This window comes from Marinobacter similis (genome assembly GCF_000830985.1).
GTDB classification, from domain to species: Bacteria; Pseudomonadota; Gammaproteobacteria; order Pseudomonadales; family Oleiphilaceae; genus Marinobacter; species Marinobacter similis.
The window spans coordinates 67,374-81,671 of record NZ_CP007151.1 but is presented as its reverse complement, the minus strand read 5'-3'; the positions used below and the strand labels follow the sequence as shown (position 1 = coordinate 81,671).

At 57.7% G+C, this 14,298-nt stretch carries 12 protein-coding genes and 5 pseudogenes; 13 read left to right on the top strand and 4 right to left on the bottom strand.

Features of this window, described 5'->3' with window-relative positions; all coding sequences use genetic code 11:
- Positions 1-6: 6 nt before the first annotated feature.
- Positions 7-662: pseudogene (locus AU14_RS20070) on the top strand (GGDEF domain-containing protein).
- Here AU14_RS20070 and AU14_RS00350 read toward each other — a convergent pair.
- Positions 649-1,350: an alpha/beta family hydrolase gene (locus AU14_RS00350; RefSeq protein ID WP_148312693.1), complete on the bottom strand. Its 702-nt coding sequence runs from the start codon at positions 1,348-1,350 to the stop codon at positions 649-651. The pseudogene AU14_RS20070 and the gene AU14_RS00350 sit on opposite strands and share 14 nt — an antisense overlap.
- A 186-nt stretch (positions 1,351-1,536) precedes the next feature.
- Between AU14_RS00350 and ccoN the strand changes: the two are divergent.
- From ccoN to AU14_RS00305, 9 genes and pseudogenes are all read left to right on the top strand, one after another.
- Positions 1,537-2,965 (top strand): annotated as a pseudogene (gene ccoN, locus AU14_RS00345) (cytochrome-c oxidase, cbb3-type subunit I).
- Between the two features lie 17 nt (positions 2,966-2,982).
- Positions 2,983-3,591: a cytochrome-c oxidase, cbb3-type subunit II gene (ccoO, locus tag AU14_RS00340; RefSeq protein ID WP_041338121.1), complete on the top strand. Its 609-nt coding sequence runs from the start codon at positions 2,983-2,985 to the stop codon at positions 3,589-3,591.
- Between the two features lie 5 nt (positions 3,592-3,596).
- Positions 3,597-3,782 carry a CcoQ/FixQ family Cbb3-type cytochrome c oxidase assembly chaperone gene (locus AU14_RS00335; RefSeq protein ID WP_041338120.1) on the top strand — a complete coding sequence of 62 codons (186 nt, stop codon included), beginning with the start codon at positions 3,597-3,599 and terminating at the stop codon, positions 3,780-3,782.
- Positions 3,779-4,667 (top strand): annotated as a pseudogene (ccoP, locus tag AU14_RS00330) (cytochrome-c oxidase, cbb3-type subunit III). The gene AU14_RS00335 and the pseudogene ccoP overlap by 4 nt, the downstream one beginning before the upstream one ends.
- A gap of 133 nt (positions 4,668-4,800) precedes the next feature.
- Positions 4,801-6,229, top strand: a pseudogene (gene ccoG, locus AU14_RS00325) (cytochrome c oxidase accessory protein CcoG).
- Between the two features lie 49 nt (positions 6,230-6,278).
- Complete coding sequence (locus AU14_RS00320; RefSeq protein WP_041338118.1) at positions 6,279-6,794, top strand: FixH family protein; 516 nt, start codon at positions 6,279-6,281, stop codon at positions 6,792-6,794.
- A gap of 10 nt (positions 6,795-6,804) precedes the next feature.
- Positions 6,805-9,247: pseudogene (locus AU14_RS00315) on the top strand (heavy metal translocating P-type ATPase).
- Positions 9,248-9,294: 47 nt separating this feature from the next.
- Complete coding sequence (ccoS, locus tag AU14_RS00310) at positions 9,295-9,567, top strand: cbb3-type cytochrome oxidase assembly protein CcoS (protein ID WP_052471898.1); 273 nt, start codon at positions 9,295-9,297, stop codon at positions 9,565-9,567.
- Complete coding sequence (locus AU14_RS00305; RefSeq protein WP_041338114.1) at positions 9,564-10,253, top strand: sulfite exporter TauE/SafE family protein; 690 nt, start codon at positions 9,564-9,566, stop codon at positions 10,251-10,253. Before ccoS ends, AU14_RS00305 begins: the two co-directional genes overlap by 4 nt.
- A 61-nt stretch (positions 10,254-10,314) precedes the next feature.
- Here AU14_RS00305 and ttcA read toward each other — a convergent pair whose 3' ends face one another.
- On the bottom strand, positions 10,315-11,289 hold the full coding sequence (gene ttcA, locus AU14_RS00300) for a tRNA 2-thiocytidine(32) synthetase TtcA (protein WP_041343402.1): 975 nt from the start codon (positions 11,287-11,289) through the stop codon (positions 10,315-10,317).
- Positions 11,290-11,393: 104 nt separating this feature from the next.
- Here ttcA and AU14_RS00295 point away from each other — a divergent pair, with 104 nt between their 5' ends.
- Together AU14_RS00295 and AU14_RS00290 are read left to right on the top strand one after the other, a co-directional pair.
- A complete protein-coding gene (locus AU14_RS00295; protein WP_041338112.1) occupies positions 11,394-12,062 on the top strand; it encodes a DNA-J related domain-containing protein in 669 nt (222 codons plus the stop codon).
- Between the two features lie 85 nt (positions 12,063-12,147).
- Positions 12,148-13,170, top strand: a complete 1,023-nt coding sequence (locus AU14_RS00290) for a polysaccharide deacetylase family protein (protein ID WP_041338111.1) — start codon at positions 12,148-12,150, stop codon at positions 13,168-13,170.
- 10 nt (positions 13,171-13,180) lie between these two features.
- On the opposite strand, the gene AU14_RS20060 is transcribed toward AU14_RS00290, so the two are convergent.
- Positions 13,181-13,495, bottom strand: coding sequence for a MalM family protein (locus AU14_RS20060; RefSeq protein ID WP_236744246.1), 315 nt, complete (start codon positions 13,493-13,495; stop codon positions 13,181-13,183).
- A 71-nt stretch (positions 13,496-13,566) separates the two neighbouring features.
- Between AU14_RS20060 and AU14_RS20055 the strand changes: the two genes are divergently transcribed.
- Entirely contained in the window at positions 13,567-13,893 is a 327-nt protein-coding gene (locus AU14_RS20055; protein WP_236744245.1) for a hypothetical protein, read from the top strand.
- Here AU14_RS20055 and AU14_RS20050 read toward each other — a convergent pair.
- Positions 13,854-14,180 (bottom strand): hypothetical protein, encoded by a 327-nt coding sequence (locus tag AU14_RS20050; protein WP_236744244.1) that lies wholly within the window; start codon positions 14,178-14,180, stop codon positions 13,854-13,856. The two genes, AU14_RS20055 and AU14_RS20050, sit on opposite strands and share 40 nt — an antisense overlap.
- Positions 14,181-14,298: the final 118 nt, after the last annotated feature.

Sequence of the window (14,298 nt, the reverse complement as noted above, 5' to 3'; positions counted from 1 at the left end):
TACGCCATGGTGCAACGGTGGCGCCTGTTGAATGAGAAGCTTCTGGCGGTGGAGCATTCGGCTCGCACCAACCTCGAATTCAAGGTTCACGAGCGCACCTCACAGCTTCGAAACACCATGCGGGAACTGGAAGAAGCCAATCGTCAGCTGGCTGCACTCAGCCTGAATGATGCCTTAACGGGACTGCAGAACCGGCGCCACATGGACAACATCCTGCCCGAGCTCTGCGCCGAAGCGCGCCGGACTGGGCACCCTCTTACTATCGCCCTGCTGGACGCCGACCATTTCAAAACCATCAACGACACCTGGGGCCACAGCTTTGGCGACACCTTCCTACAGCTGATTGCCGACGTCCTGACCCGTCATACCAAGCGCCCAAGAGACGTGGCCATCCGGTTTGGCGGGGAGGAATTTGCACTGCTCTTGCCAGGAACAGGCATTGAAGGCGCCCGCCAGGTCTGCGAATCAATTCTCCGGGCCATTGAATCCACACATTGGCCAGCCCGGATGGAGCCTCAGCCCGAATTACTGTCAGTGCCGGTGTCGCCGCATTGAGCCCGGGGGAAGATCAGGACAGCCTGTTCAAGCGCGCGGACGACGCCCTTTATCGTGCCAAGCAGAAGGTCGGAATCGAATTATCGTGTCGGATCACACCCCGGTAGACGAGACCTGAGCCCGACCCAGTCCATCCACAAAGGCCCTTGCCTGCCGCGCAGCATCAGCAATTAACGTCGATTGGCTACTCTTTTGGCGGGCCAACGGCTGAAAATCGTGATTACCACCCTCCAGCCATTCAACCTGAACCCGGTCCCAGGTTTCGGGATACCCGTCCAGCTCCTCGACCTTTCCAAACGGGTCCCGAGTGCCCTGCACAACCAGCATGGGGCAGCGCAGTGAAGCAAAGTGATCCGTGCGCCACTTATCCAGGCGACCCGGCGGATGAAAGGGGTAACCAAACCCCACAACCCCGGCAAGGTCTGATCGTTCACTGGCCAACACACTCGCCATCCGGCCGCCCATGGACTTGCCACCGACCAGCACAGGGCAGTCATGGTTCAGTTCCAGCCGAACCTGGTCGACCACCTCAGAAAAATATTCCAGCAATCTGGGCTGACGGTCAGGCGGTCGCTTACGGCCATCCTCGCGCCGCTTTTGCATGTACGGAAATTCAAACCGCACCGTCGAAATACCATTAACTTCAAGAGCCTGCGCAAGCTCTTCCATAAACGGTGAGTCCGTCGGCGCACCGGCACCGTGAGCCAGAACCAAAACCGCACGGGATTTGGCCCCAAAACTTTTCGTTTTCAACAAATCCACTGAATTCACCTTCCGGTTTTTAGCAACTATCATTGCAACTCAGGCAGAGGTATCTACGCCAATCAAACTGACTTCCACGGCGGACTATCGAGGGTGCCATGTTGCTGATTTCGGCGCCTTTGAGAGGGTTTTGGAGTTGACCTGAGTCATTGCAAAGCGCTCATGCTTTCTCCATACTTGCGCCCGCATATTTTTCACTTGAAACCCATTGGTAAGGCTATGAGCACAGTAAATGCAAACCTGACTTACAACTACAAGGTGGTGAGACAGTTCGCCATCATGACGTTGGTCTGGGGCATTGCAGGCATGAGCATGGGCGTTCTGATCGCGTCCCAACTTGTCTGGCCAGCAATGAACCTGGACATGCCCTGGACGCACTTCGGTCGTCTCCGCCCACTTCACACGAATCTGGTCATCTTCGGATTCGGTGGTTCGGCGTTGTTTGCCACTTCCTACTATGTCGTCCAGAGGACTTGTCAGGCAAGACTGATTTCGGACAGTCTGGCTGCATTTACCTTCTGGGGCTGGCAGGCCATTATGGTCGCAGCAATCATCACCCTACCTCAGGGCCTTACCTCCACGAAGGAATACGCCGAGCTTGAATGGCCGATCGATATCGCCATTGCCATAGTCTGGGTTTCTTACGCGTTGGTCTTCTTTGGCACTGTAATGAAGCGCAGCAGCCCGCACATTTATGTGGCCAACTGGTTTTACGGTGGTTTCATCATTACCGTTGCTGTTCTTCACATCGGCAATAACCTGGCGCTTCCGGCTGGAGCATTCAAGTCCTACTCCGCCTACGCCGGCGTAACCGACGCCATGATGCAATGGTGGTGGGGCCACAACGCGGTCGGCTTCTTCCTGACCGCGGGCTTCCTGGGCATGATGTACTACTTCGTACCCAAGCAGGCCAATCGTCCGATCTACTCCTATCGTCTGTCGATCGTCCACTTCTGGCTCTGATCGCCACTTATGTATGGGCGGGCGGCCACCACCTGCACTACTCGGCACTTCCCGACTGGGCCCAGACCGCAGGCATGGTTATGTCCCTGATTCTGCTGGCTCCGTCCTGGGGTGGCATGATCAACGGTATGATGACGCTGTCCGGCGCCTGGCACAAACTGCGCACTGATCCAATCTTGCGCTTCCTAGTGGTGTCCCTGTCGTTTTACGGCATGTCCACCTTCGAAGGCCCGATGATGGCAATCAAGACGGTGAATGCGCTGTCTCATAACACTGACTGGACCATCGGCCATGTGCACTCCGGTGCCCTCGGCTGGGTAGCATGATCAGTATCGGCGCCATCTATCACCTGGTTCCGAAGCTCTGGGGCCTGCCATCCATGTACAGCGTTGGCCTGATCAACGTGCACTTCTGGCTCGCAACCATCGGTACCGTACTGTACATAGTCGCGATGTGGGTCAACGGCATCATGCAGGGCCTGATGTGGCGCGCAGTCAACGAAGACGGCACCCTGACTTACAGCTTTGTCGAGTCACTGGAGGCTTCCTATCCGGGTTACTTCGTTCGGTTCATCGGTGGCGCCATCTTCCTCACCGGTATGCTGGTGATGGCTTACAACACCTACATGACCGTTCGCCAGAAACACGCGGTTGCCCAGGATAATGCTGTGGCTCAGGCGGCGTAAGGGAAGAGAGAGACCAGATGAAACACGAAATAGTTGAAAAGAACCTCGGTCTGATGATCGTACTGATCATCCTGACCATCAGCGGCGGCTTTCTGGTTGAGGTGGTCCCCCTGTTCTTCCTCAAAGAGACCAATGAGCCAATAGAGGGCCTTGAGCCCTACTCTGCTCTGGAACTGGAAGGCCGAGACATCTACATCCGCGAAGGTTGTCACGTCTGCCATACCCAGCAGATTCGTCCGTTCCGGGCCGAAACCGAGCGCTATGGCCACTACTCCGTGGCTGGTGAGTTCGTGTATGACCGTCCGTTCCTGTGGGGCTCCAAGCGCACCGGCCCTGACCTGGCCCGTGTTGGCGGCCGTTATTCAGATGCCTGGCAGCGCCAGCACCTGTATAACCCGCGCAGTGTTGTGCCTGAGTCCAACATGCCGGCCTTCCCGTGGCTGTTCGAAGATCGGGTAGATCACACCAAGACCGCAGACAAAATGGAAACTCTGCAGACCCTGGGTGTGCCTTACACCGACGAGCAGATTGCGAACGCCGAGTCGCAAGTGGAAGGTAAATTTGAAATCGAGGCTCTGGTCGCGTACCTGCAACAATTAGGTACTGTGATTTCAGACAAGCGGTGATCCCGATGGATATGAACGAGTTACGCGGTATCCAAACGATTCTGGTCATGATCGCATTCTTGGGCATTGTCTGGTGGGCCTACAGCGCCCACCGCAAGAAAGCCAATGATGAGGCAGCGCATCTGCCGTTCGATGACGACGATGTGGAAAAGCGTACTCTCGAACAGGAAAAAACGGAGAAGAAACAATGAGTACCTTTTGGAGCCTCTGGATCAGCGTGATCGTGCTCGGTACGATTTTCGGCTGTGTATGGCTGCTGTGGGCGACCCGCAAAAGCCAGACCACCGATACCGAGACTGACCGAACCACCGGCCATTCCTTCGATGGTATCGAGGAATACGACAACCCGCTGCCGAAGTGGTGGTTCTACCTGTTCCTGGCAACCTGTGTATTCGCCCTCGGCTACCTGGTCCTGTATCCCGGCCTCGGTAACTTCAAGGGTATTCTGGGCTGGACCTCGGTCAATCAGTGGGAGCTGAAGTGGCCGAAGCTGAGGAAAAGTATGGCGAGATCTATGCCCAGTTTGGTAACACCCCGGTTGTAGAGCTGGCCAACAACGACGATGCCTTAAGATCGGTCAGCGTCTGTTTGCCAACAACTGCCAGGTCTGCCACGGCTCAGCGGCCCGTGGCCAGGTTGGCTTCCCTAACCTGACCGATGACGACTGGCTCTATGGCGGCACCCCGGAAGCAATTCTGGAAACTCTGCACAACGGGCGTATGGGCGCCATGCCGGCAAAAGGCGTTATGCCCAACATGACCAGCGAGCAAGTTGATCAGGTCGTTAACTATGTGCTCAGCTACAGCGGCCGCGAAAAGGACGCCGAAGCCGCCAAAGCAGGCGAAGCTGTCTTTGCGCAGGGCTGTGCTGCCTGCCATGGCGCCGATGGCAAGGGTAATCAGGCGGTCGGCGCACCCAACCTGACGGACAACATCTGGCTGTACGGATCCAACTACGAGTGGATCAAGGAAACCGTACTCTATGGTCGCCAGAACCAGATGCCCGCCCAAAGCGGCCGTCTGACTGAAGACCAGATTCAGATACTCGCTGCGTACGTATACAGCTTGTCCAACTGAGTTAACCGGCCGGAGCGCTAGCTCCGGCCTGGTCTTTTCCAGCCTGAGTCCTGTTTGTCCGGGCCCAGCCTAGAACAGATCAGATCGCCCTCCGGGGCCATTTCGGGCTTTGCCCTTTCATCGGGAGGTTTCGATGAGCAGTGAGATTCCGGTCAAACAAATCGACCCATCTTCTGACCCCTCCGATAACAACAATAAACCCGGAAGCGTTGAACTTTACGCGAGTCGAAAGAAGATTTACGTCAAAGAAGTCAAAGGCTTCTTTCAGCGCATCAGGAACGTTAGCCTGCTGCTGCTCATGGGCATGTACTTCCTGTTTGTATGGATCACTCAGGATGGCCAACCGCTGATCCTGTTTGATCTCCCCGCCCGGGAGTTTCACCTCTTCGGTATCACCTTCTACCCGAAGGATTTCATCCTGCTGTCGGGGATGCTGATCATCTCGGCCTTTGGCCTGTTCTTTATCACTACCCTCTTCGGCCGGGTCTGGTGCGGTTATACCTGCCCACAAACCGTGTGGACGTTCATTTTCATGTGGGTGGAAGAACGCATCGAGGCAGCCGGAACAAGCGCATGAAGCTGGACCAGGCGCCCGGGTCCGGTAGCAAACTATTCAAGAAATCCGCCAAGCACACGGTCTGGATGTTAATCGCCCTGGCCACCGGGCTGACCTTTGTTGGCTATTTCTACCCCATTCGCGAGCTGATTGCCGACATCTTCACGCTGCAGGCCAATGGCTGGGCCTATTTCTGGGTTGCGTTCTTTACCGTCGCCACCTATCTCAACGCCGGCTGGATGCGCGAACAGGTCTGCCTGTACATGTGCCCTTACGCCCGCTTCCAGTCGGTCATGTTTGATCCCGACACCCGGGTCGTATCCTACGACCCAACCGGGGCGAGCCTCGTGGCGGGCGTAAGAAAGGTGTGGATCCGGCCGAGGCTGGCTTGGGTGACTGCATTGACTGCGGTCAGTGTGTCCAGGTCTGCCCCACCGGCATCGACATTCGCGATGGCCTTCAATATGAGTGCATTGGCTGCGCGCTGTGCATCGACGCCTGCGACGAGATCATGGATAAGATGGACTACCCGAGAGGCCTGATCCGCTACACCACGGAAAACGAGCTTGAGGGCAAACCGTCAAAACTTCTGCGCCCGAGGACGTTCGGCTACGGCGCGGCCTTGCTGCTCATGATGGGCGCGATTGTGTTCACCATCGCCACCCGGATTCCGGGCCAGATGGACGCACTTCGGGATCGGGGGGCGCTCTACAGCTTCAATGGCCAAGGTCGCATCGAGAACTCCTACACCCTGAAGATCGCCAACATGACCGAAGTGCCCCAGACCTTCGTACTGTCTGTCCAGGGCCTGGAAGACATTCAGATTCTGACGCAGACCTCGATCACGGTGCTTAGCGGCGAGAACAGATCACTGCCGACCGTTGTCGACGTGCCACCGGAATCGATCAGTCAGTCCAACAACGAGATTTTCTTCCGCGCGCAATCCGAAGCGGATGAAACGCTGATGCTAGAAACTGAGAGCCGATTTGTCGGTCCAACGCGCTGATCAATGGAATGCGCAGCGACCACCCCCTGTTTTTATGAGAACGAATGATATGACTGAACAAGCCCCGATAGCCCCCTGGTATCGTCAGCCCTGGTTCTGGTTTCTGACCATTTTTCCAATTGCTGCCATTATCTGGTGTATCTCCATGATCATCGTGGCAACCAACCTCGACGACACCATGGTCACCGACGACTATTCCAAAGCGGGCCGTGGCATCAACCTCCAGATCGCGCGGGATCAAAAAGCGGCTGATCTCGGCATTATGGCGGAAATGGCTTTCGAACAGCGCACCATCGCCCTTGATCTCAGCACCGCTCAGGGCCCGGCAGAGTTCCCCTATCTGATCCTGAACCTGTTCCACCCTACCTTGGCCGACCGAGACCGAACCGTGCAATTCCAAAAAGTCGGTACCGGGAAATACCGTGGCAACATGCTCGAAGACATCGATGGACGCTGGTACTACGATCTGCGCGGGCCAGACAATGACTGGCGCCTGAAAGGTGAGGCCTGGTTGCCGGCTGAGAACGGCCTGACCGTGAGCTCAGAAGGTACTGTCCAAGAGTGACCCGAGAGTGATGCGAGAGTGCTTCCACTGCGGCGAGCCAGCACCCGGAGATCCGGCTATTACACTGGATCTCCGGGGCCAGGTCCGGCACTTCTGCTGCGAGGGTTGCAAGGCGGTTTGTGAAACCATCCATCGCGAGGGACTAACCGGATTCTATGACATCCGCACCGAACCCGCAGTTACCCCCCGCGAACTGGCCCGCTCCGAACTGGAACGGATCCGGGAACTGGACCACCCGCTAATTCAGAACACCTTTGTGACACCCGTGAAAGCAGGCCAGGAAGCCCAGCTATTAATCGGTGGGATCACCTGCGCCGCCTGTATCTGGTTGCTTGAAAACCACATGAAGCAGCAGCCGGTGTGCTTGCCTTCACCGTTAATCACACCACGCAACGCGCACGATTGGTTTGGGCATCGGACCAGACCCGTCTCAGCGATCTGCTGATTGCCATTCACCAGCTCGGCTATACCGCCCGCCCCTACCAGCCCGATGAAGCCGAGCAACTACTGAGAGCCGAACATCGCTCCATGCTGATTCGGTTGGTACTGGCGGGCATAGGCTCGTTCCAGAGCATGATGCTGGCGTTCCCGCTGTACTTTGAAATGGTGAACGACCTCTCCCCCGACTTTGTCAGTTTCTTTCGATGGTTCAGCCTTCTGATCGCCACTCCGGTGGTGTTTTACAGTGCGCGGCCATTCTTCAGTAACGCCCTACGAGACTTGAAGACACGGCACCTCACCATGGACGTGCCGGTAGCGATTGCCATTGGCCTCGCCTATCTGGCCAGCGCCTGGGTAACGGCGTTTGGTGGCGAGGAAGTCTATTTCGAGTCGGTGTGCATGTTCACCTTCTTCCTGTTGCTGGGCCGCTATATCGAGGTTCAGGCCCGGTTCCGGGCCGGATTGACCGGTAATGCCCTGGCCGGTTTCCAGCCCGGTGTCGCGGCCCGGGTACGCGGCGAAGACGTAGACGTGGTGCCAACTCGCATTATAGAGCCCGGCGACATCATCCGGGTCCGTCCCGGAGAAACCCTGCCGGTGGACGGTGAAATAGTCAGTGGCCAATCCACACTTAACGAAGCGGCGTTGACCGGTGAGTATCTGCCGGAGCCCCGTAACCCAGGCGATCAGGTGCATGCCGGCAGTATCAACGGCGAACACCCCCTGGACATCCGGGTAACCAAAGCCGGCTCACAGACTCGCTTGTCCAACATCATTCGGGTACTGGACCGGGTGCAGTCAGAAAAACCGCCGATTTCACTGATGGCGGACCGGATGGCCGGCAAATTTGTCGCCCGGGTGCTGGTTCTGGCACCCATTGTTTGGCTTGGCTGGTGGTTGGCCGGTGCCGATAATGCTTTCGACATCACCCTGTCAGTGCTGGTGGTCACCTGCCCCTGCGCACTGTCGCTGGCGACACCGACCGCCATTACTGCTGCCACCGTGAAGCTGCGACGCCTCGGGTTTCTGCCAACCCGCGGACACACCCTCGAGTCCATGAATACCGTGGATACCGTTGTTTTCGACAAAACCGGCACCCTGACCCGAGGCGAATTGAATCTGGTCAATACCACCCTTATGGGCAGCCAGGATGAGACCACCTGCCTGAGATTGGCCGCCGGGCTGGAAAAACACTCGGAACATCCGGTCGCCCGGGTGTTCCACGATCGCTCATCATCCGCGGTGGAACAGGTTCGAAACCATCTGGGGGGCGGACTGTCTGGAAAACTCGGCGACCAGAACCTGTTCATCGGTCACCAGGACTTTGTCCAGGGTTTTGTCAGCACGCCTGCACCGGAATCACCGGGCGCCCCGGGCATGGAAATCTGGCTGGCCTCCGACAACGAATGGCTGGCCTGCTTCGCGCTGGATGATCAGCCTCGACCAGATGCCGCCCAGGCCATTCGCGAGTTGCAGGACCTCGGCATTCGCACCCTGCTACTCAGTGGTGACCGTTCAGGGCATGTCGAGCAGGTGGCTCGAACCCTGGGTATTGCGGAGGCCATCGGGCAGGCTTCCCCCGAGCAGAAGCTCGAGGTACTGGAACGGCTCAAGGGTGAAGGCCGGCAGATCATGATGGTGGGCGACGGGCTCAATGACCTGCCTCCATGGCCGGCGCCGGTATTTCCGTAGCCATGGGATCGGCTGCGGATCTGACCCAGCTGCACGCCGATGCGGTACTGCTGAATGGGCAACTGGTGCAGCTGATCGAGGCTCTCAAAACCAGCCGCAGAACGCGCAAAGTGATCCGCCAGAACCTGGTATGGGCATTGGTGTACAACGTTTGCGCCCTGCCGCTGGCCGCTGCGGGCATGGTGCCACCCTGGCTCGCCGCGATTGGCATGTCGATCAGCTCCCTGATCGTGGTCCTGAACGCCCTGCGCCTTGGCAAAGCCTCCACTCAACCCCAGCATCAGCATAATCCAGCGGTTGGCGCCCAGGTTGCGTCCTGATACCGTGCTGTAAACAATTTTCGCGAGGTCTTGCCGTGCAAATCGTTATGATTCTGGTCCCACTGGTCCTGATTGTCGTTGCCCTGGGTATTGCCCTGTTTTCCTGGGCGGTCAAGAACGGCCAGTATGATGACCTTGAAGGCCCGGCCCACCGGATCCTGTATGACGACGACAAGGACATGATCCCGGACGAAGCTCGCACCGATCTGCCGACCGACAACAGCGACGAGAAATCGAGTAATCCCGAACCCGAGCTAGATCCAAAGCCAAAAGAAGAGCCCGCACCAGACCCTGACAAGGATTCACCGAAACACCCATGAGTCCGGAACTCTACCTCAGTTATCCCAGTGCCTTTCTGATTGGCTTGCTCGGAAGCACCCACTGCCTGGGCATGTGCGGTGGCATTAGCGCATCGCTGTCCATGGCTCTGCCGGTCGGCTCGGGCTTCCGGTTCCGGCAATCACTGATGCTGCTGGCGTTCAATTTCGGGCGTATTGCCAGTTATGCGGTTATCGCAGCCGGGGTTGCCTTATTGAGCACCTCCGCCGCCGACCAATGGGCCGAACTTGGCGGAGTGTTGCGAACCATCGCCGGACTACTGTTGATCCTGATGGGATTGTCGATGGCGCAGTGGTGGCAGGGGATCCGATACGTGGAACGTCTTGGCGCGCCAGTGTGGGCAAAACTGTCGCCGCTGACCCGCCGATTGCTGCCGGTGCGGCATCCGGGCCAGGCACTGGCTCTGGGCGTGTTGTGGGGCTGGTTGCCCTGCGGCCTGATTTACAGCACCCTCGGCTGGGCCGCACTGCAACCCACCGTCGGTTCGGCTGCCCTGACCATGGTGTTCTTTGGACTTGGCACTCTGCCGTCGATGCTGGCGACCGGCTACGCTGCGGGCTGGATCAAGGGATTACAGGGGAACCGGTTATTCAGGAAGGGGACGGCGGTCATGCTGATCGTATTCGGGCTCTGGACACTGCCGCTGACTGCTTTTATGAGCCATTGACCGGATCACGCCAACCTGTCGCGCACCCGGCCTGGACCACTAACCGTCAAAGCCACTAACGCTAGATGTTCAGCACGTCCAAACGACCGAAACTGGCCATATCTTCGGACTCAGCGGACTGAGCGTCCTGCCCCTTGGCACTCTTAACCTCGGTACTCTCAACCTCGGTACTCTCAACCTCGGTACTCCCAACCTTGGAACCCCGACGCTCCCCTTCGCGGAAATCATAGAGCTTGTTATCAGCAAGGTGCGACGGCTCTACATTACACAGGGCGCGGAACATGGTTTCCAGGCGACCCGGGTGCTGTTTGTCCCAGCTCTGGAACATGTCCTTGATGACCTGGCGTTGAAGGTTCTCCTGGGAGCCACACAGGTTACAGGGGATGATCGGAAATTCCCTGAGTTCAGCGTAGCGGGCAATGTCTTTCTCCCGGCTGTACGCCAGCGGACGGATGACCGTGTTGCGCCCGTCATCGCTGTGCAGGACCGGCGGCATGGACTTCATTTTTCCGCCGTAGAACATATTCAGGAACAGGGTTTCCAGCAGGTCATCACGGTGGTGACCCAGCGCAATTTTGGTCACACCATGCTCTTCGGCAAAATTGTAGAGAATGCCGCGACGCAGCCGGGAGCAGAGACCACAGGTGGTTTTCCCCTCGGGCACCTTTTCCTTAACAATGCTGTAGGTGTCTTTTTCTATGATGTGATATTCGATACCCAGCGCATTCAGGTATTCCGGCAGTACTTCCTCTGGAAATCCTGGCTGTTTCTGGTCGAGATTGACGGCGATCAGGTCAAAGGAAACCGGGGCGCTCTTCTGCAAGGCCAGCAGAATATCCAGCATGGCGTAGGAATCCTTGCCACCGGACAGGCAGCACATCACCTTGTCACCAGCCTCAATCATGGAAAAATCGGATATCGCCTGTCCGACGTCATGACGCAGGCGTTTTTGCAGCTTGTTGAGTTCCAGTTTCTGGTGGCGCTCAGACTCAGCGCTCTGGCCTTGTTCGGAACGGGCGATCATAGCTTCGGACATACCAACAACATTCATCAAATTAGTGAACGCCGAATTATACGCATCAGAAGGATCGAGTGACAGCGGCGCTTCCCTGAGAGCTTCGACTCCCCTACCATTGAATCATGACAGATTCGACTTCAATGACTGCCCAGGCGGACAGTGACGGCCACTATGATGACGGCTTTCTGGGCCAACACATCCAACATCTGTTGGTAGCCGTAGAGCACGAGTTGCGCCACGCCCCCGGCGGCATCAGTGAACTGGCATTGATCAAGGCCCTTCAGCGCCCGCCCTGGCAACTGATTGGTGAAGTCAGTTACCACGATCCGGAGAAACTGTATCCGGTTCATTTCCTGCTGTTCCATACCCTGTATCGGCTCCGGGATCAGTTGGTGGAATCCGGTGAAAGCCTGAAGATATCGCCGTTGGGCATCCGCCTGACCCTGGAAGATGTTGTCGGCGGCCACGGTTTGCCGGACGAACCGGACCAGCTCCGGGCGTTTTATCTCGACCTGTCCCAGTACCGAATGCCAGAAGATGCGATTCAGCAGATGATGGATGATTTCTGGTCAGGTCGGCCGATCTCCGGGCCGGACTCGGATGAGGTTCTGGCCGCAGCGCAGGAGCTGGGATTTGATGAGGTGCCCAGAGATTTTCCGGAGGTAAAACAACGCTTCCGGCGCGCAGTCATGCAGGCGCATCCTGACCGCGGCGGAGATACCCGAGGCATTCAGGTCCTGAACGAAGCGTTCTCAGTACTCAAGGCCCATTTCAGCCGCCCTGGACAGTAGCCCCGGCTGACAGCATTCCACTGCTCGTTTACTCACGATTCAAAAGTCACGATTCAACAGTCACAACCGAAAGGATGGATAGTTCATGGTAAGACGAACACTGCTGACCTTTGCATTGAGCTCCGTTGCATTTCCGGCCCTCGCCGATCTGGTGGTGCTGCAGTATCACCACGTTAGCGATTCCACGCCGTCTTCGACCAGCACCTCGGTGTCGCTGTTTGAGGCACAGATGGAGATGATCGCGGACCTGAAGCTGGAAGTGGTGCCCTTGCAGGCGGGGACCCAGCGGGCGCTGGCTGGGGCAGGAAAAGGCGCGCAGAACCAGTTGGCCATTACCTTTGACGACGCCTATGACTCGGTATATTCCAAGGCCGCACCCATGCTGTCGTCCATGGACTACCCGTACACCATTTTTGTTAACACCGAAGCCGTTGGGCGCCACGGTTATATGACCTGGGAACAACTGGCCGAGCTGGAACAACGGGACGACGTCACCATTGCCAACCACAGTGCCGACCATGGCCACCTGGCCCGAAAGCCCGGCGAGACCGCTGAGCAGTGGAATAGCAGAATCGACCAGAGCCTCGACGCCGCCCAGGCCACGCTTGAGGAAAAACTTGGAACCGAAGCGCCGTTGTTTGCCTACCCCTATGGTGAGTTTGATACCGCGCTGGAAGAAAAACTGGCTGACCGGGATTGGTACGGCTATGGGCAGCAATCCGGCCCTATCGGTGAGAGCTCCGGTGCAACTCGATTGCCCCGCTTCCCGATGGCCAACGCCTACGGTCAGCTCAATGGCCTGCCAGACAAGCTGCAGAGCAAGGCCTTTCCGGTGGCTGCGGACGAACTGCCAGGTGGTGTGATGACCGACAATCCGCCCCTCCTGAGCTTTGCGCTGCCCGATTCCATGGAGGCGTCCAGACTGACCTGCTTCGCATCCGGCCAGGGCCGCATCGACATTAGCGTGGAGGATGGTCAGGTTCGGGTACAGGCACCGGATGCCTTCAACAGCCGGCGCCTGCGCTACAACTGCACCTATCCCGCCGGTGGCGGTCAATTTTATTGGCTGTCACACCAGTGGCTTGATCCCCAACAGCCGGAAGACTGACCCACAGGGGTCAGTCCTGCTCCACCATCTTCAACCCCACCTCACCTTTGGTGACGTGGGGAATGACCTTCGGCTTTTTGCCAGCGCCGGCCTCAATCACGGTTTGGCCGGCAAGGTCTGAGCTGCGGGTGTAAAGCACTACCCAACGCTCGCCCTGGCCGGGAAAGACCGGCACCCAGGCTTCCAGAAAACCCCGCCGACTCCAGGTTTCTGGCTCATAGGGGGTAACGAGATCGGTAACCAGCCGCACGGGTTCAAAATTCCGGTCCAGAAACGCCAACGAAGGTACGAAGACGCCGTTCTGGGCGTAAGACCGGATTCGCATGATGAAATCCGGCCCCCGAGCACAGTGGCTAGGTCAATCATCTGATAGGGGCTGCTTCCGGTCAGAAAATTATGGGTTGGCGACAGTTCGGTAACGTTAACCCCGAACTCTCGGCCCTGCTGCCATTCCATCGCGTCTTGGGTGTCCAGGCCAAGACAGCAGAACTCGCGGAATCGTTCAAAATAATCACCACCGCCCTCAATACCCAGGACAGCGTAGGCGTCGAGCCCCCCCTGATTTTCCGTCTTGACTGGTTCAAGATCGGGCGCGCTGTGGTACACGCTGGCCGGAGTGAGTTCAATGGGCGGAGCAACGACGCCCTTTTCGACATCACTTCGGGTATCCGGTTTAAAGTAACTCACCCGGACATTGCCCTGGCATCCCGCCAAGTGAAATAAGGTTGGCGTTCGCCCGGGCGGACATAGCCGTCTTTTGCCAGTTCGTTGGCGTCTGGATAATTCTCCAGGGTGAACTCGGTTTCCTCGCCCTCTGACGAGACAGCGCCTCCGGCTTCTTCAGCGGGCGCCGCGGCGGCATTGGATTCAGGCATTTTTTGCTGGCCAGCGCCAGCGGTTTCCGATGCTGATTCCTTGGCCGGTGTTTGGTCGGAGGTGGCAACAATCGGCGAATAGCGCACCCGCCCCTGCTCGTCCACCCAGGTGTAATAGCCCTCACGTTCGGACACGGTGGACCCACCCAACTGGCAACCGCCAAGCACGGTCGCCAAGCCCCAAATCATTATGTTCGTTGCCAGTTTGGGTCTGCTCATTATGAATGGGATACCCCGATGTTACTTGTCAGCC